Raw genomic sequence first — 16,144 nt, 5'->3', positions numbered from 1 at the left:
AATATCCACCCGGGGTCAGGAACGCCGTGGACATTCTTTTCTGCAGAGAATCGAATGTCCATTTCGTTCCTGACCCCGAGTGGACAATTATGGGCGGACGGAAACGCTGGCGGGAAATTGCGGGGCGCGGCGCACCATTGTCGCCTGCTCAAATGCGTAAGCCATGCCGATCAGGGCCGCTTCGCTGAAGGCGGTGCCGACGAAGGACAGGCCGATCGGCAAGCCGCGTACATACCCTGCAGGCACGGTGATGTGGGGGTATCCGGCTACCGCCGCCGGGGAAGAGAAACTCTTGCCGTAGTGATCGCCGTTGATGAAGTCCGTCAGCCAGGCGGTGCCGTCGGTAGGTGCCACCAGGGCGTCCAGTTCATGCGCTTTCAGCACCAGGTCGATGCCCTCTTCCCGCGAGTAGCGGCGGTTGTTGGCCAGGGCGTCCTGGTAAGCCTGGCTGTCGAGGCCGGGCTTGGCTTCGGCGCGCTCCAGATACTCCTGGCCGAAGTATGGCATCTCACGTTTGGCGTTCTGCTTGTTGAAGGCAATCAGGTCGGCCATGTTCTTGACCTTCGCGTTCGGCGCGTAGTCGCGCAGGTAGGCCGCGAGGTCGACTTTAAATTCGTGCAGCAGCACTTCGGTTTCGCTGTCGCCGTATTTTTCCGTGTTGGGCACCTGTACGTCGACCAGGATTGCGCCCTGGGCCTGCAAGGCTTCCAACGCCTTTTCAATTTCGGCATCGACGCCGTCGCTGCCGCCGAAGAAATTGCGGGCGACACCGAGACGTTTGCCGCGCAAGGCATCGCGTTTCATGACCGATGAAAAATCAACGCCCTTGCCTGCGCCATCCTGCGTGGCCGGATCGCTCGGATCCACGCCGGCCATCGCGGCCAGCATCAACGCGGCGTCGGAAACGCTGCGCGCCATCGGGCCTGCGGTGTCCTGCGAGTGAGCGATAGGAATGATGCCGCTGCGGCTTACCAGGCCGATGGTCGGCTTGATGCCCACCAAGCCGCAGATCGATGCCGGCGACACGATGGAGCCGTCGGTTTCGGTGCCGACCGCCAGCGTCGCCAAGCCGGCGGCGATCGCGGCGCCGGAACCGGAGCTGGAACCGCTGCAGTTGCGGTCGAGCGAATACGGGTTGCGGGTCAGGCCGCCGCGCGCGCTCCATCCGCTGACGGAATGGCTCGAGCGCATATTGGCCCACTCGCTCAGATTGGTTTTGCCGATGATCACTGCGCCGGCCTCGCGCAAGCGCGCCGCAACGTGGGAGTCGCGCGCAGCCCGTACACCGGCCAGCGCCAGCGATCCGGCGGTGGTGCTCATGCGGTCGGCAGTCGCGATATTGTCTTTCAGGAGTACCGGGATGCCGTGCAAGGGGCCGCGCACACGGCGCTGGTGGCGTTCGCGATCCATCTCACGCGCGATCTTCAGCGCTTCCGGATTGATTTCAATGATGGAATTGAGGCGCGGGCCGGACTTGTCGATCGTATTGATCCGCGCCAGGTATTGCGACGTGAGTGCGTGCGAGGTCAGCTTGTTCGCGGCCATCAGGTCTTGCTGATGCTGGACACCGGCATCGAGCACCGACGGCACTGCGGCCTGCGTACGCGGCAAAGTAGCTGCCCCGCTGGCAGCCAGCCCCAACTTCACGAAACCCCTTCGATCCATCTGGTACGCCCTCGATCAAGAAAAGCACAAACCAGTAGAATACCAGCAGTTTGCAAGTAATTAATACTGCCTAAAAGCAAAAAAGCCCGCTTGCGCGGGCTTTCTATTGCGTAATTGCAACAAACTGCTGCAATTAGCCGCGCACGACCTTCTTGAACTCGTGGGTGCGGGTGTCGATCTCGACTACGTCGTCTTGCGATACGAACAGTGGCACCTGGATCGAGAAGTTACGGCCTTCGATGGCGTTTTCCAGTTTCGCTTCTTTGGTCACGTTACCCGAGGTATTGCCCTTGACTGCCGGCTCCGAGTAAATGATCTGGCGTGCGATGGTGGTTGGCAGCTCAACGGAGATTGCCTTGCCGTCGTAGAAGACAGCTTCGCATTCCATGCCGTCTTTCAGGTAGTTGACGGCTTCGCCCATGTTCTCTTCTTCGATTTCGAACTGGTTGTACTCTTCGTCCATGAACACGAACAGTGGGTCAGCGAAGTACGAGTAGGTCACTGGCTTCTTGTCCAGAACGACCACGTCGAACTTGTCGTCGCCGCGGAACACGTTTTCCAGCGGGGAGCCGGTCAGCAGGTTCTTCATCTTCCATTTGTAGGTGAAGCCAGTGCGGGACGAGCCGTTGACGTCGGAACGCAGAACGATGAATGGCTTGTCTTCAACCATGATGATGTTGCCGACACGAATCTCTTTTGCGAATTTCATAGCGAATATATACCGGTTAAGGGGAGTTGCAGTAACCGCGCATTATAGCACGGGGATTTGATGTATTACCTGAGCGATGCACAAAATTTAGTCAAATTCGCGGCCAGATCGCCGTTGGCCAGAATTTTTTGTTGCCATTCCGACGACTTTGCCGAAATTTCAGGCATGGCCATCGCGAGCGCTTGCCACAGGGCCGGCCAGTCGCCCGCGCTTGCCCCGCCCTTGACGCCATTCCAGCACAGCGAAAAATCATCAAGCGCGCCGCCTGCCGCATAGCGCTGCAGGAAAGCGCGCAACTTCTTATGGTGCAGGTTTTCGTCTTGCGCGTAAATGTGCCAGATGAAGGATTTTCCAGCCCATTGCGCCCTCACCCAGGAATCTTCGCCGCGCACGAAATTCAAGTCACAGGACCAAAGCAGCTTGTCGTAATCCTGTTGCGGCACGAACGGCAGCACGCGCACCGTCAGCGCACCTTCGCTGCGCACAGCACCGGGCACCGCCGCTTGACCCAGGAAGTGTGCCACGGCGTCGCTCGCCACTCCCTCCGGCACCAGGCAAGTCACCGGCTGCTCGCCGCCGCACCACGCCGCGAACAACTCGGCGACTGGCGCGTAGGGATAGCAGAACAATGAAACCTTCATGGCCGCCGCCTCGGTTTGCCTGACACCCAGCGAAGACAGGAAAGCCGCTACCGCAGCCGGATCGGAGATAAAGGCAAGGCGCTCGGCTTCAAGCCCTCTTTCGTACATGAGCCCGCCGGTTTTTTCGGTGAAGCCCGGGAAAAAGAAATACTTCGTCAATGGCAGGCGCGGATGCCGGGACGGCAAGCTGTGGCAGCCTTCCACCCACTCTTCCGCACTCAAGCCTTCAAGGTTCAACCACACCGGGCGCTCCGGGCGCTGCGCCATTGCGGCGATATAGCCAGGCGGGATATCGCAGCCGAAGAATTCGATCACGATGTCGGCCACGTCGGCCGCGCTGAACTCGCCCTCCTGCGAGGTCCAGTGGCGCACGGCGATGTGGTCGACTTGCTGGCGCTCCGCCGCCATGTCGACCTGCGGGCAGATGCGCTGGAACGTACGCATGTCATCGACCCACAGCGTGACGGCGATGCCGTGCTCGCGCTGCAACTGGCGCGCCAGGCGCCAGCAAATGCCGATGTCGCCGAAGTTATCGACAACTTTGCAAAATAGATCGAGAGACAAGCTGGTTGACATAGGCCTGAAAATGAAAAAGCCGCACTAGGCGGCTTCATTCTAATCTGTGGCGTCCCCACGGGGATTCGAACCCCGGTACTCACCGTGAAAGGGTGATGTCCTAGGCCTCTAGACGATGGGGACCCTGGACTTGCACTACGCTTGTATGACTTGGCGTCCCCACGGGGATTCGAACCCCGGTACTCACCGTGAAAGGGTGATGTCCTAGGCCTCTAGACGATGGGGACGTCGTAAAAGCGTGCGCGAATTATATCAGCGTGCAAGCCTCATTTCAAGGGCGCAACGGCGAAGTGTTCAACACGATTCGTGTTCACGTAATGCGACTCCGCCGACATCATCCCCACCAGCACAAGAATCGCCAGTGGCGGCAAGGTAATCGCGAAGATCAGCGCCAGCCTCTCCCACTTCATATGCATGAAAACGGCGACGATAAAGCCGGCCTTCAGCGCCATCAACACCAGGATCAGCGACCAGCGCAACAAGCCTTGCAAGTGGAAGAAGTCCACCAGGTAAGAGAAGAAGCTTAAAACGAACAGCAGTATCCAGACTTTGACGTAGGTGCCTATCGGATGCTGTTGATGTGCGGCGGTAGCTTCAGGCATGGCAACCTCCTACCAGAGATAGAACAATGCAAAGATGAATACCCAGACAAGGTCGACAAAGTGCCAATACAGGCCGGTGATCTCGACGATGTCATAACCCTTTTTCTCGTAATGCCCGTTCAGCACCCGCCGCGCGATGATCAATAAATAGATCACGCCCGCCGACACGTGCAGCCCGTGGAAGCCGGTAATCATGAAGAAGCACGAGCCGAATTGCGCCGCACCCATCGGATTGCCCCATGGCCGCACGCCCTCGTGAATCAGCTTGGTCCACTCGAAGGCTTGCATGCCGACGAATACGACGCCGAATGCGGCAGTGACCATCATCAAGGTCGCCGCCAGTTTTCGATTGCGCTGATATGCGGCATTCACCGCCATCGCCATCGTGCCGCTACTGGTGATCAACACGAACGTCATGATCGCGATCAGCAGCAGTGGGTAATCGGTGCCTGCAATGGTGAGCGAGAAAACTTCGCTGGGATTCGGCCACGCCGACGTGGTGGCCATGCGGACCGACATATAGCCGGTGAGGAAGGTGCCGAAGATGAAGGTGTCGCTAAGCAGGAAGATCCACATCATCGCCTTGCCCCACGGGACGCGGAACGCGACGCGGTCGCCCGCCCAGTCGGAAACGAAGCCTTTCAAATCGTTGGTGCCGGTATCCATACCTCACCTCACTGGAATGCCTATCGTTGTGCAGAAGGCCCTGACAAATTCCGGCGTCACCATATACAGCAAGGCGAACACCGCCAGCCAGAGGACAAACAGGAAATGCCAGTACTGCGCGCACAGGCCGATCGCCTCCCCCGCCCGGCGCAGCGCGAACGTGCCCGCCACCATGCCACCCAACACGTGCAGCGCGTGCAGGCCGGTGATCAGGTAAAAGAAACTGTTGGCGGGATTGGCGGCGACCCCATAGTCGGCAGCCGTCATCGCCTGCCATGCGTAGAGCTGGGATAGCACGAACATGGCCGACAGCAGCAGCGCGCCAATCGAGGTGCCGCGCGCCGCCTCACGCCGGCCGGCAGCTGCATGGCGCCGCGCCAGCTCCCACGCCAGGCTGCAGAGTACCAGCAGGCCGGTGCTGCAATACAGTTGCCACGGCACATAGGCGATCGGCCGCCAGTCTTCATAAGCGGCACGCATCATATAGGCGACGCCGAACAGGCCAAACAAGGTGCTGACCACCACCATGAAGACCCACAGGCCGATGCGGCGCGCACCATTCGGCCAGGCCGGCTGCCCCGGGAAATCGCCGTTGCCGCGCAGCGTAGCGTTGGCGCTCATTTGGGCACCTCCGCAGGATCGTGCTGCGGCACAGAGCGTGCCGGCGGATGCGCTGGCGGCGGCGCATGCGGGTCCGGTCCGTATTCAGGCCCGGCATTCTGTGGGATGTAGTCGCCGCCGGGTCCATCGACACCATATTCGTAGGCGCCGCGATGCACGGACGGCAGTTCGGGCCCCCAGTTGCCATGCTCCGGCGGCGTATGCGGCGTGAACCACTCGAGGCTGGCGGCGCGCCACGGATTGCCGCCAGCCACCGCCCCTTTGCGCGCGCTCCACGCCAGGTTCCACAGGAACAGCAGTTGCGCCACGCCGACGATCAGCGCCGCCACCGAGATAAAGGCATTCAGCGTGTGCGCCGATTCGGGGATGAAGGCGTAATTCTCATAGGCGTAATAACGGCGCGGCATGCCGAGAATGCCAAGGTAATGCATCGGGAAGAAGATCGCATACGCGCCGATGAAAGTAATCCAGAAGTGCGCCTGCCCCAGCGTCTCACTGTACATGCGGCCCGTCACTTTCGGGTACCAGTGATACAGGCCGCCAAACACGGCCAGAACCGGGGATACGCCCATCACCATGTGGAAGTGCGCCACCACGAAGTAGGTATTCGACAGCGGGATATCGACGCTGACGTTGCCGAGGAATAGGCCGGTCAGCCCGCCGATCAGGAAGGTGCTGATAAAGCCGAGCGCGAACAGCATCGGCACCGTCATATGGATGTCGCCGCGCCAGAGTGTCAGCGTCCAGTTATAGACTTTCAGCGCGGTCGGCACGGCAATGATCAGGGTCGTGGTGGCGAAGAAGAAGCCGAACCAGGGGTGCATGCCGCTGACGTACATATGGTGCGCCCACACCACGAAGCTCAAGGCGCCAATGATCACGATCGCCCACACCATCATGCGGTAGCCGAAGATGCACTTGCGGGCATGTACGCTGATCAGGTCGGAGATCACGCCGAACGCCGGCAGCGCAACGATATACACTTCCGGGTGGCCGAAGAACCAGAACAGGTGCTGGAACAACAGCGGGCTGCCGCCCTTGTAGTCAAGCTGCTGGCCCATCGAGACCAGGGCCGGCATGAAGAAGCTGGTGTGCAGCGTCTTATCGAACAGCATCATCACCGCGCTGACGAACAGCGCCGGGAATGCCAGCAGCGCCAGGATGGTCGCCACGAAAATACCCCACACCGACAGCGGCATGCGCATCAGGGTCATGCCGCGCGTACGCGCCTGCAGCACCGTGGTCACATAGTTCAAGCCGCCCATGGTGGCCGCGACGATGAAGATCGCCAGCGACACAAGCATCACGATGATGCCCCACTCCACACCCGGCGTGCCCGGCAGGATCGCCTGCGGCGGATACAGGGTCCAGCCCGCGCCAGTCGGGCCGCCCGGTACGAAGAAGCTCACGCACAGCACCACCACCGCCAGCAGGTAGAACCAATAGGAGAGCATGTTCAGGAACGGGAACACCATGTCGCGCGCCCCGACCATGAGCGGAATCAGGTAATTGCCGAAGCCGCCGAGGAACAGCGCCGTCAGCAGGTACACCACCATGATCATGCCGTGCATGGTGATGAACTGGTAATAGCTGCTGGGGTCGATGAACTGGAATTTGCCGGGGAAGCCAAGCTGCAGGCGCATCAGGTCCGACAGGATCAAGCCGACGGTGCCGATGAACAGCGCCGTCAGCGTGTACTGGATCGCGATAACCTTGTGGTCCTGGCTCCAGACATATTTGGTCCAGAAGCTTTGCGGTGCGTGATGCCCTTCATCGTCGTGGCTGTGCTCTTCACCATAAGACATGCGAGGTCTCCTCAGCGTACAGTCTTGATGTAGTCGATCATCGCCGCCATTTCCTCGTCGCTTAGCGGATTGGGCGGCATGATGTTCGGGAAGCCCTTGACCACCTGGGCCTTGGGGTCGTTGATGGACTGCTTCAGGTAGGCCTCGTCCACTGCGATGGTGGCGCCTCCTTCCAGCGTCTCCTGCTTGCCGAACAGGCCTTTCCAGGTCGGCCCGACGCTCGGCGCACCGTCCACACTGTGGCAGGCCACGCAGCCTTTCGATTGCGCGATCAGCCTGCCCTGCTTGCCTGGCTCCGCAGGTCCGCCGACACCGCCCACCGCGCCATGGCCGCTGAAGGTCGGCTGCTTCGCCAGCCAGGCATCGTAGACAGCCTGCTCCTCGACCACCACCGCGCTACGCATATTCGAATGCCCCACCCCGCAAAGCTGGGCGCACAGCACTTCGAAGCGCCCGGTCTGGGTCGGTGTCAGCCAGAATTGGGTCACCAGTCCCGGCACCATATTCATGCGGGTGCGGAACTGCGGTACGTAGAAGTCGTGTAGCACGTCCTGCGCGCGCAACAGCACCTTGACTGGCTGGTTGAGCGGAATATGGATCTCGCTGCCATCGACCAGCACATCGTCCTGCCCGGCCGGGTCTTGTGGATCGATGCCGAAAGGATTGGTGGCATTGATGAAGCGCACATCCGTCACGCCAAGCTTGTTATCCTTGCCCGGCAAGCGGAAATGCCAATCCCACTGCTTGCCCATCACCTCGAACACGCTGGCGTTCGGCGGCGGGTCGATCAGCTTCGCATACACATGCAAGCCCGGCGCCAGCATCGCCACGATACCGAGCGAGGTGGCACCGATCAGCCACCACTCCAGCTTGCGGTTATGCGACTCCGCCGCGGCGCGATGGCCTTCGCGGTGGCGGAACTTGACCACGGCGTAAGCGACAAACAGGTGAATGATGATGAAGAGAGCGGCGCAGATCACGAGTGTGATCATCAGAGCATCGTCCATCGCCTGCCAGTTGGAGGCTATGGGAGTCAGCCACCATGGGCTGAGCCAGTGAAAAATAATCGCGCCAAGAACAATCAGGATAAGAGAGATTGCCAACGCCATAATGATAAGCCCGGTTAGTTATGGGAAAACTACACACGGCTACGCCCCGCTCATTGGCGGGGCGCACTTGCTAAGGCTTATTCATTCGCGTTTTTCTGGCCGCTCCAACATGCGGTAGAACATTGCGCAGCAGGCGCCGAAGACCACGTGGGCGCCGAAAGTGGCCCACCCCCGCAGATCGGCAAACCAGGTGAAGGCGCCGGACATGCCGTAGAAATTCAGCACATACAGCAACACGCCGAAGGCCGCACCGACCAGTGTCACCAAGCCCAGGCTCGAATCGAGCTGGAATGGTGCGATGATGGCCGCCAGCATCATGGCGAAAGTGATACCGAGGATATAGTGAACTGCCAGCGCTGCGATCACGACTGCCAGGTCGTAGCCGGAGGTTTGCAGCACCTCCCAGCCCATGACCATCGCCGCTACCATCCGGGTTGTCAGCCATCGGTCACCGCCTTGCACGGTGGCCCATATCAACTCCATCAACATCAGGATACCGCCGGCTCCGAAACCGGCGATGGCTGCGGCCGTCCAGTCAGCCTGGCGCGCCACCCAGCGATGCGATTGCAACACGCGAAGTTCCATGACTTCCTCCTGTGCAGGGTTCGTAACTCATATTAGTACGCAAACCACGAAGATGCAAAGGAGTTAAGCTTGCACGTTTTTTAGGCAGGCTTAAATGGGAGTAAGAAGAAATGCTGGCGTCCCCACGGGGATTCGAACCCCGGTACTCACCGTGAAAGGGTGATGTCCTAGGCCTCTAGACGATGGGGACCTGTTGGACTATTGCTACGTTGTGCCCGTTGATGGTGGAGGTAAGCGGGATCGAACCGCTGACCTCTTGCATGCCATGCAAGCGCTCTCCCAGCTGAGCTATACCCCCCTGGGCACAACATAATACGAAAAGCTGGCGTCCCCACGGGGATTCGAACCCCGGTACTCACCGTGAAAGGGTGATGTCCTAGGCCTCTAGACGATGGGGACCATATGGACTTTCCTGTTTTACTACTTTCCTGCTCAATCTCTGCCGCGTTGGTGGAGGTAAGCGGGATCGAACCGCTGACCTCTTGCATGCCATGCAAGCGCTCTCCCAGCTGAGCTATACCCCCATGCTGGCACAGATTGTTACTGCTCTTGGCGTCCCCACGGGGATTCGAACCCCGGTACTCACCGTGAAAGGGTGATGTCCTAGGCCTCTAGACGATGGGGACCCTGGACTGCTTTTACTACCGTTTTACTGCTTTTCCTTCGCTAAACTGGTGGAGGTAAGCGGGATCGAACCGCTGACCTCTTGCATGCCATGCAAGCGCTCTCCCAGCTGAGCTATACCCCCGTTTTCGAAGGAGACAGAAGTATAGCAGCCCTTCTTGAAATTGCAAATGCTAATTTGCAAGATTGTCGAAATTATTTACGCAAATTTCGCCAGGCGGGCTGCCACGGTGTCGCGCCCGAACAATTGCAGCACTGCATCGATGGCAGGAGTCTGCAATTGGCCGGCCACCATCAAGCGCAGCGGCATGGCCAGCTGAGGCATCTTCAGGCCGTGCGCCGCCAGCACTTCCTTGATCATGGCGGCGATGGCTTCCTTGGTCCACTCAACGGTCGCGATGCGCGCGGCAAAATCGGCCACGGCCGGTTTCACGGCATCGGTGTAATGCTGGGTCATCAAGGCCGCATCCGGGTTTGGCGCGCGGTAGAACAGCATTGCGGCTTCCGCCAGTTCAACGATGGTGTTGCTGCGGTCCTTCAGCAAGCCGATGACGGTGGACAGTTCAGGCGCACCTTCAAAGACGGCCCCGCCGGCCAGCAGCGGCTTGCTGGCCAATTCGGCCAGGCGCGCGTTGTCGGCTTGCTTGATCCAATGGTTATTGACCCAGGCCAGCTTGTCGAAGTCGAACTGCGCCGACGAAGCGGTCAGGCTCTCCAGGTTGAACCATTCGGTGAACTGTGCCATCGAGAACAGCTCATCGTTGCCGTGCGACCAGCCCAGGCGCGCCAGGTAGTTCAGCATGGCTTCCGGCAGGTAGCCCTTGTCGGCGTAATCGATCACGCTGACGGCGCCGTGGCGCTTGGACAGCTTGGCGCCGTCGGAGCCCAGGATCATCGGCAGGTGGCCATACTCCGGCAGCTTGGCACCGATTGCGCGCAGGATATTGATCTGGCGCGGGGTGTTGTTCACGTGATCGTCGCCGCGCAGCACGTGGGTGATCTGCATATCCCAGTCGTCCACCGCAACGCAGAAGTTGTAAGTCGGGGTGCCATCCGGGCGGGCGATGACCAGGTCGTCCAGCTCCTTGTTGGAGATGGTGATCGGGCCCTTGACCACGTCAGTCCACGTCACATCGCCTTCCAGCGGGTTCTTGAAACGCACCACAGGCTTGCGCTCGGCCGGCACCGGCGGCAGGGTCTTGCCCTCTTCCGGACGCCAGGTGCCATCGTAGCGCGGCTTGTCGCCGGCGGCAGTCGCCTTGTCGCGCATGGCCTGCACTTCTTCCGGCGACGAGTAGCAATGGTAAGCCGTACCGGCAGCCAGCATCTGCGCCACCACTTCACGGTAGCGGTCCATCCGCTTCATTTGGTAGAACGGGCCTTCATCATGTTGCAGGCCGAGCCACTCCATGCCATCCAGGATGGCCTGCACCGCCTCCGGTGTCGAACGCTCCAGGTCGGTGTCTTCGATACGCAATACAAAAGTGCCGCCGAAGTGGCGTGCGAAAGCCCAGGAATACAGCGCAGTGCGAGCGCCGCCCAGGTGCAGGAAACCGGTTGGGCTGGGTGCGAAACGGGTACGGACTTGAGTCATTTCGAATGGAATGCAGAAAATATAAAGGCGTAATTCTACCGTAATGAAAGTCGGCGCCGGCTCTGGCTTCTCCGGGAGATTTGCGCAAATCTCCCCGAGAAGCCAGAGCTGACCCCGACTTTCAACAATTACTTGACGGTGACGCTGATGCTCTTCGACAGGCCGGGGCCGTAGCTTTGGTGGGCGCCGTTGGCGAACTGCATGGTCAGCTTGTAGGTGCCTGGCGGCAGGGTGACCTCGGTTTCAGTCTGCCCCTTGCCGAAGTGCAGGTGCTTTTCGTCAAAGGGGATCGATTCGCCGACTTTCATGCTGTCGCCATTGATGATCAGGTGGTGGTGGCCGGTGTTGCTGTCCATGGTCCCGGCTGGCTTCACTTCCATGCCGGTGACAGCAAATTTGACCTTGAACGGGCTGCTGACTACCGCGCCATTCTTGGGCTCGGTGAAGTCCACCGATTGCGCTGCCGCTGCGCCGGCAACCAGGGCCATTGCGAGTGCCGCCAGAATCTTCTGCATGTCTGTCTCCTTATCTGAGAGGGGGTCCTGCGTATTTGACGATCAGGCCTTTCGGCCCGACTGCCCATCCAGCGCCGGAGGCGGAAAAGCCAACGGCGTTCAGTTTCGTTTCCGTTTCGATAATTGTCCAGCTTTTGCCGCCATCGCGGGTGTACCCGGAACCGGCCAGGCCAACGGCGACGAAGCTGTTGCTCGTCCCCGGCACCGGCACTACCGCCGACATGAAGCCCGATGGCAGGATCTGTGCCGGCGACCATCCTGCGCCGCCGTCGCCGCTAAGCGCCCCGTTCAAGGTGCCCAGTGCGGGTTCTTTATAGTCCCCGCCAGCCACCAGGCCGAGTCCTTGGCCGGCAAAGGCTACCGAGAAAGCGCCCTTGCTTGCCGCCGCGGCGGGAATCGGCAGCGTGGCCGACTGCCAGCTTTGGCCGCGATTGGCCGAACGGAACACCCGCGACTGCGCCGCGCCGCCAGTGACGAACCAGGCTTTGCCATCCGCGCCTACACTCAGGCAGGTGCCGCTGGCGGCGAACGCGCCCTCTTGCGGCAGCGCAGCCAGGCCTTGCGGATCATGCGCCGGCTGCCAGCTTTCGCCACCGTCGGTCGTCAACAGGACCTGGAAGGCACCACGCACCGGGTCGCCGAAAACGATGCCGTTGCGCGCATCCCAGAACGCCATGGCGTCCCAGAAGCCCTGCGCGTCCTGATTCACCACCAGCAGCTGCCAGGTGGCGCCGCCATCGCGCGTGCGGTACATGCGCGACGCGGCTCCAGGGCCGGCGCCCATGACGATGGCCGTTCGGGCGTCAAAGGCTTCGATGTCGCGAAAGTCGAAAGCTTCCGCCTCCGGCACCGCAAGCAGCGTCCAATGCTCGCCATCGATCGTGCGCAGCACGGTGCCTTTGGCCCCGCTGGCCCAGGCTACTTTGTCGCTCAGGACGGACAGGCCGCGTAGTTCGGTGGTGGCTGCGTGCTGCTGCCGCATCCACACCGCCGCGCGGGCCGGCGCAGGCGATTCGAGGGACACAGGCGGCGCCGAGCAGCCCGCCAATGCGGCCAGGCCGGCCAGTACGGCGATTGCCGCGCAAGGGAGCGTGCGCCGCATCAGTCGTGCTTGATGACGATGCTGGGGAACTTGCTGCTCAAATCCTTGGCCTTCTCGGCCACCTTCACCGCCACCTTGCGTGCGATCGCCTTGTAAATAGCGGCTTCGGCGCCATCCGGCTCGGCAACGACGGTTGGCTTGCCGGAATCGGCCTGTTCGCGGATGGCCAGCTTCAAGGGCAGCGCACCGAGGAAGTCCACGCCAAAGTCGGCGCACATTTTCTCGCCGCCGCCATGGCCGAAGATCTCTTCGACATGGCCGCAGTTCGAGCAGATGTGGGTGCTCATGTTCTCCACCACGCCAAGGATCGGGATGCCGACCTTTTCGAACATCTTCAGGCCCTTGCGCGCGTCCAGCAGCGCGATGTCCTGCGGCGTGGTCACGATCACGGCGCCGGTCACCGGCACTTTCTGCGACAGCGTCAGCTGGATGTCGCCGGTGCCCGGCGGCATGTCGACAATCAGGTAATCCAGGTCGCGCCAGTTGGTTTGTTCCAGCAGTTGCTGCAAGGCCTGGGTGACCATCGGGCCGCGCCAGACCATCGGTTCGTCCGGATCGATCAGGAAGCCGATCGAGGAAACCTGGATGCCGTGGCCTTCCATCGGGTCCATGGTCTTGCCGTCGGACGTGGTCGGACGGCCGGAGACGCCCAGCATCATCGGCTGCGACGGGCCATAAATATCGGCATCGAGCACGCCCACGGAGGCGCCCTCGGCAGCCAGTGCCAGCCCCAGGTTGACAGCGGTGGTCGATTTGCCCACGCCGCCCTTGCCGGAAGCGACGGCAATGATATTCTTCACGTTCGGCATCAGCTTCAGGCCGCGCTGAACGGAGTGCGAAATGATCTTGGTGGCGACACTCAGACTGACCTTCGCGCCCAGCGGCTGCAATGCAGCCAGCACGTTGGCGCGGATCGATTCGATTTGCGACTTGGCCGGGTAACCCAGCTCGATATCCAGGGTGATTTCCCCGCCTTCGACCTTCAGGTTGCGGACCGATTTGGAGGAGACAAAGTCCTTATTGGTATTAGGGTCAATTACTTTGGACAGTGCTGATTTGACGTCATCTACAGTGATACTCATGCAATTCTCCATTGGTGATGGCGCAGTCTAGCGCATCCACTGGTAAAATGCTCTTTTTATCCACCTTACAAGCGCATCAATTATGACTCGCAAGCTGTTCGTCACTACTGCCCTGCCATACGCAAACGCTGCCTTCCACATCGGCCACATGATGGAGTACATCCAGGCCGACATCTGGGTCCGTTTCCAGCGAATGCAGGCCGAGGGCGATGGTTTGCGCGAGGTGCATTTCGTGGGCGCCGATGATACCCACGGCACCCCGATCATGATCGCCGCTGAAAAGGAAGGCATCACCCCGCAGGAATTCGTGGCCAAGATCGCCGCCGGCCGGCCGCAGTACCTGGACGGCTTCCATATCGCCTTCGACAACTGGTATTCCACCGATTCGCCGGAAAACGTGGAACTGTCGCAGGGTATTTACCGCAAGCTGCGCGAAGCCGGCCTGATCCAGACCAAGACCGTTGACCGTTTCTTCGACCCGGTCAAGGGCATGTTCCTGGCCGACCGCAACATCAAGGGCGAGTGCCCGAAGTGCCACGCCAAGGACCAATACGGCGACAACTGCGAAGTGTGCGGCGCCGCTTACCAGCCGACCGAACTGATTAACCCGTTCTCGGTGTTCACCAACGCCACCCCGATCCTGAAGCCTTCGGAACAGTACTTCTTCAAGCTGTCCGACCCGCGCTGCTTCGAGTTCCTGCGCGACTGGCTGAACACCCCTGGCCGTTTGCAGCCGGAGATGGTGAACAAGGTTTCCGAGTGGCTGGGCGAAGCCGGCGAAAAGCTGGCCGACTGGGATATTTCGCGCGATGCGCCCTACTTCGGCATCCCGATCCCTGACGCGCCGAACAAATACTTCTACGTCTGGCTGGACGCGCCGGTCGGCTACCTGGCTTCGCTGAAGAACTACTGCGGCAAGAAGGGCCTCGACTACGATGTGCTGCTGGCCGATCCCGGCACGGAGCAGATCCACTTCATCGGCAAGGACATCGTGTCCTTCCACCTGCTGTTCTGGCCGGCGATGCTGCAATTCGCCAAGCACCCGACCATCGACCGCATGAAGGTTGCCGTGCACGGCCACCTGACCGTGAACAACGAAAAAATGTCCAAATCGCGCGGCACCGGCATTTCGCCGCTGCGCTACCTGAACCTGGGCATGAATCCGGAGTGGCTGCGCTACTACCTGGCCTACAAGCTGAACTCCCGCGTCGAAGACCTGGACTTCACCGGCGACGACTTCGTGGCGCGCGTGAACTCGGACCTGATCGGCAAGTTCGTCAACATCGCATCGCGCTGCGCAGGCTTCATCGCCAAGAAATTCGACGGCAAGCTGGCGTCGGAACTGTCCGCCGCTTCGCAGGAATGGGTCAGGAAGGCCCTGCTGGCCGAAGATGGTTCCGAACGCCAGGCTTCCATCGCAGCCAATTTCGAATCGCGTGAATTCGGCAAGGCCCTGCGTGAAATCATGGAAATCGCCGACGTGGCGAACCGCTTCGTGGACGAGAACAAGCCGTGGGTCCTGGCCAAGGACGAGACCAAGGTCGCCGAGCTGCACGACGTCTGCACCGCTGCCCTGATCCTGTTCCGCCAGCTGACCATCCTGCTGTCGCCGGTACTGCCGGGCGTTGCAGCCAATGTGCGCAGCTTCCTGAACGACGCCGCATACACCTGGGCCGATACCTCGGTCGCATCCGGCGCCGCATGGCAGCCGATGCTGGGCCGTACCATCGGCGCCTACAGCCACCTGATGACCCGCGTCGACGCGAAGATGATCGAAGACCTGTTCGACGCCCCCGCGCCGGCAGCCGCCGCCCCTGCGGCAGTTGCCGCCAAGCCGGAGAAAGCCGCCAAATCCAAGGCCCCTGCCGCGCCAGCGGTCACCGAGACCGGCATCGAGGTCATCGCCCCCGAAATCTCGGTCGACGATTTCTTCAAGGTCGACCTGCGCATTGCCAAAATCGTCAACTGCGAACATGTGGAAGGCTCCGACAAGCTGCTGCGCCTGACGCTGGACGCGGGCGAAGGCCGCCACCGCAACGTCTTCTCCGGCATCAAGTCCATGTACCAGCCGGAAGACCTGGTCGGCAAGCTGACCGTCCTGGTAGCCAACCTGGCGCCGCGCAAGATGAAGTTCGGCGTTTCGGAAGGCATGGTAATGGCCGCCTCCGCGGTCGATGAGAAGGCCAGCCCCGGCATCTACATCCTCAACCCATGGCCAGGCGCCACGCCGGGCATGCGCATCAGCTAA

Annotated in this window: 14 protein-coding genes and 8 tRNA genes; 1 reads left to right on the top strand and 21 read right to left on the bottom strand. The window is 60.9% G+C overall.

All coding sequences use genetic code 11. The features are described from left to right. Positions 1-87: 87 nt before the first annotated feature. From BM269_RS11270 to apbC, 21 genes are all read right to left on the bottom strand, one after another. Complete coding sequence (locus tag BM269_RS11270; RefSeq protein ID WP_090437110.1) at positions 88-1,665, bottom strand: amidase; 1,578 nt, start codon at positions 1,663-1,665, stop codon at positions 88-90. A 133-nt stretch (positions 1,666-1,798) separates the two neighbouring features. Next, positions 1,799-2,374 carry an elongation factor P gene (locus BM269_RS11265; protein ID WP_055936174.1) on the bottom strand — a complete coding sequence of 192 codons (576 nt, stop codon included), beginning with the start codon at positions 2,372-2,374 and terminating at the stop codon, positions 1,799-1,801. 65 nt (positions 2,375-2,439) lie between these two features. Continuing rightward, positions 2,440-3,591, bottom strand: a complete 1,152-nt coding sequence (gene earP, locus BM269_RS11260; protein ID WP_090437109.1) for an elongation factor P maturation arginine rhamnosyltransferase EarP — start codon at positions 3,589-3,591, stop codon at positions 2,440-2,442. Between the two features lie 47 nt (positions 3,592-3,638). After that, positions 3,639-3,714, bottom strand: a tRNA-Glu gene (locus tag BM269_RS11255). A 28-nt stretch (positions 3,715-3,742) separates the two neighbouring features. After that, positions 3,743-3,818: transfer RNA gene (locus BM269_RS11250), tRNA-Glu, on the bottom strand. A gap of 39 nt (positions 3,819-3,857) precedes the next feature. Then, the gene (locus BM269_RS11245) at positions 3,858-4,193 is read right to left on the bottom strand and encodes a cytochrome C oxidase subunit IV family protein (protein ID WP_090437108.1); all 336 of its coding nucleotides are present in this window, start codon (positions 4,191-4,193) and stop codon (positions 3,858-3,860) included. 9 nt (positions 4,194-4,202) lie between these two features. Continuing rightward, the gene (locus BM269_RS11240; protein ID WP_090437107.1) at positions 4,203-4,859 is read right to left on the bottom strand and encodes a heme-copper oxidase subunit III family protein; all 657 of its coding nucleotides are present in this window, start codon (positions 4,857-4,859) and stop codon (positions 4,203-4,205) included. A gap of 3 nt (positions 4,860-4,862) precedes the next feature. Continuing rightward, entirely contained in the window at positions 4,863-5,480 is a 618-nt protein-coding gene (locus BM269_RS11235; RefSeq protein WP_229204595.1) for a cytochrome c oxidase subunit 3 family protein, read from the bottom strand. Next, the gene (ctaD, locus tag BM269_RS11230) at positions 5,477-7,285 is read right to left on the bottom strand and encodes a cytochrome c oxidase subunit I (RefSeq protein WP_090437106.1); all 1,809 of its coding nucleotides are present in this window, start codon (positions 7,283-7,285) and stop codon (positions 5,477-5,479) included. The genes BM269_RS11235 and ctaD overlap by 4 nt, the downstream gene beginning before the upstream one ends. Positions 7,286-7,296: 11 nt before the next feature. Further along, the gene (locus tag BM269_RS11225; protein WP_090437105.1) at positions 7,297-8,394 is read right to left on the bottom strand and encodes a cytochrome c oxidase subunit II; all 1,098 of its coding nucleotides are present in this window, start codon (positions 8,392-8,394) and stop codon (positions 7,297-7,299) included. A gap of 81 nt (positions 8,395-8,475) precedes the next feature. Then, positions 8,476-8,979, bottom strand: coding sequence for a hypothetical protein (locus tag BM269_RS11220; protein WP_090437104.1), 504 nt, complete (start codon positions 8,977-8,979; stop codon positions 8,476-8,478). 114 nt (positions 8,980-9,093) lie between these two features. Continuing rightward, positions 9,094-9,169, bottom strand: a tRNA-Glu gene (locus BM269_RS11215). Positions 9,170-9,201: 32 nt separating this feature from the next. Then, positions 9,202-9,277, bottom strand: a tRNA-Ala gene (locus BM269_RS11210). Between the two features lie 25 nt (positions 9,278-9,302). Further along, positions 9,303-9,378: transfer RNA gene (locus BM269_RS11205), tRNA-Glu, on the bottom strand. Positions 9,379-9,427: 49 nt separating this feature from the next. After that, a tRNA-Ala gene (locus tag BM269_RS11200) sits at positions 9,428-9,503 on the bottom strand. A 26-nt stretch (positions 9,504-9,529) separates the two neighbouring features. Continuing rightward, a tRNA-Glu gene (locus BM269_RS11195) sits at positions 9,530-9,605 on the bottom strand. A gap of 46 nt (positions 9,606-9,651) precedes the next feature. Next, positions 9,652-9,727, bottom strand: a tRNA-Ala gene (locus tag BM269_RS11190). A 75-nt stretch (positions 9,728-9,802) separates the two neighbouring features. Next, on the bottom strand, positions 9,803-11,197 hold the full coding sequence (gltX, locus tag BM269_RS11185; RefSeq protein WP_090437103.1) for a glutamate--tRNA ligase: 1,395 nt from the start codon (positions 11,195-11,197) through the stop codon (positions 9,803-9,805). A gap of 128 nt (positions 11,198-11,325) precedes the next feature. After that, entirely contained in the window at positions 11,326-11,712 is a 387-nt protein-coding gene (locus tag BM269_RS11180; protein WP_090437102.1) for a DUF4399 domain-containing protein, read from the bottom strand. Positions 11,713-11,722: 10 nt separating this feature from the next. Then, entirely contained in the window at positions 11,723-12,814 is a 1,092-nt protein-coding gene (locus BM269_RS11175) for a WD40/YVTN/BNR-like repeat-containing protein (RefSeq protein WP_090437101.1), read from the bottom strand. Next, positions 12,814-13,896, bottom strand: coding sequence for an iron-sulfur cluster carrier protein ApbC (apbC, locus tag BM269_RS11170; RefSeq protein WP_090437100.1), 1,083 nt, complete (start codon positions 13,894-13,896; stop codon positions 12,814-12,816). Before apbC ends, BM269_RS11175 begins: the two co-directional genes overlap by 1 nt. 82 nt (positions 13,897-13,978) lie before the next feature. Here apbC and metG point away from each other — a divergent pair, with 82 nt between their 5' ends. Continuing rightward, positions 13,979-16,144, top strand: coding sequence for a methionine--tRNA ligase (metG, locus tag BM269_RS11165; protein ID WP_090437099.1), 2,166 nt, complete (start codon positions 13,979-13,981; stop codon positions 16,142-16,144).

Origin of the sequence: Duganella sp. CF458 (genome assembly GCF_900113115.1) — a bacterium.
GTDB lineage: Bacteria > Pseudomonadota > Gammaproteobacteria > Burkholderiales > Burkholderiaceae_D > Rugamonas.
The sequence above is the reverse complement of the archived record's forward strand: the minus strand, read 5'-3'. Positions and strand labels throughout refer to the sequence as shown.

Excerpts from the sequence above, each read along its gene's own strand:
- BM269_RS11270 (WP_090437110.1), bottom strand. The coding sequence starts at position 1,665 with ATGGATCGAAGGGGTTTCGTGAAGTTGGGGCTGGCTGCCAGCGGGGCA.
- BM269_RS11265 (WP_055936174.1), bottom strand. The coding sequence starts at position 2,374 with ATGAAATTCGCAAAAGAGATTCGTGTCGGCAACATCATCATGGTTGAA.
- earP (WP_090437109.1), bottom strand. The coding sequence starts at position 3,591 with ATGTCAACCAGCTTGTCTCTCGATCTATTTTGCAAAGTTGTCGATAAC.
- BM269_RS11245 (WP_090437108.1), bottom strand. The coding sequence starts at position 4,193 with ATGCCTGAAGCTACCGCCGCACATCAACAGCATCCGATAGGCACCTAC.
- BM269_RS11240 (WP_090437107.1), bottom strand. The coding sequence starts at position 4,859 with ATGGATACCGGCACCAACGATTTGAAAGGCTTCGTTTCCGACTGGGCG.
- BM269_RS11235 (WP_229204595.1), bottom strand. The coding sequence starts at position 5,480 with ATGAGCGCCAACGCTACGCTGCGCGGCAACGGCGATTTCCCGGGGCAG.
- ctaD (WP_090437106.1), bottom strand. The coding sequence starts at position 7,285 with ATGTCTTATGGTGAAGAGCACAGCCACGACGATGAAGGGCATCACGCA.
- BM269_RS11225 (WP_090437105.1), bottom strand. The coding sequence starts at position 8,394 with ATGGCGTTGGCAATCTCTCTTATCCTGATTGTTCTTGGCGCGATTATT.
- BM269_RS11220 (WP_090437104.1), bottom strand. The coding sequence starts at position 8,979 with ATGGAACTTCGCGTGTTGCAATCGCATCGCTGGGTGGCGCGCCAGGCT.
- gltX (WP_090437103.1), bottom strand. The coding sequence starts at position 11,197 with ATGACTCAAGTCCGTACCCGTTTCGCACCCAGCCCAACCGGTTTCCTG.
- BM269_RS11180 (WP_090437102.1), bottom strand. The coding sequence starts at position 11,712 with ATGCAGAAGATTCTGGCGGCACTCGCAATGGCCCTGGTTGCCGGCGCA.
- BM269_RS11175 (WP_090437101.1), bottom strand. The coding sequence starts at position 12,814 with ATGCGGCGCACGCTCCCTTGCGCGGCAATCGCCGTACTGGCCGGCCTG.
- apbC (WP_090437100.1), bottom strand. The coding sequence starts at position 13,896 with ATGAGTATCACTGTAGATGACGTCAAATCAGCACTGTCCAAAGTAATT.
- metG (WP_090437099.1), top strand. The coding sequence starts at position 13,979 with ATGACTCGCAAGCTGTTCGTCACTACTGCCCTGCCATACGCAAACGCT.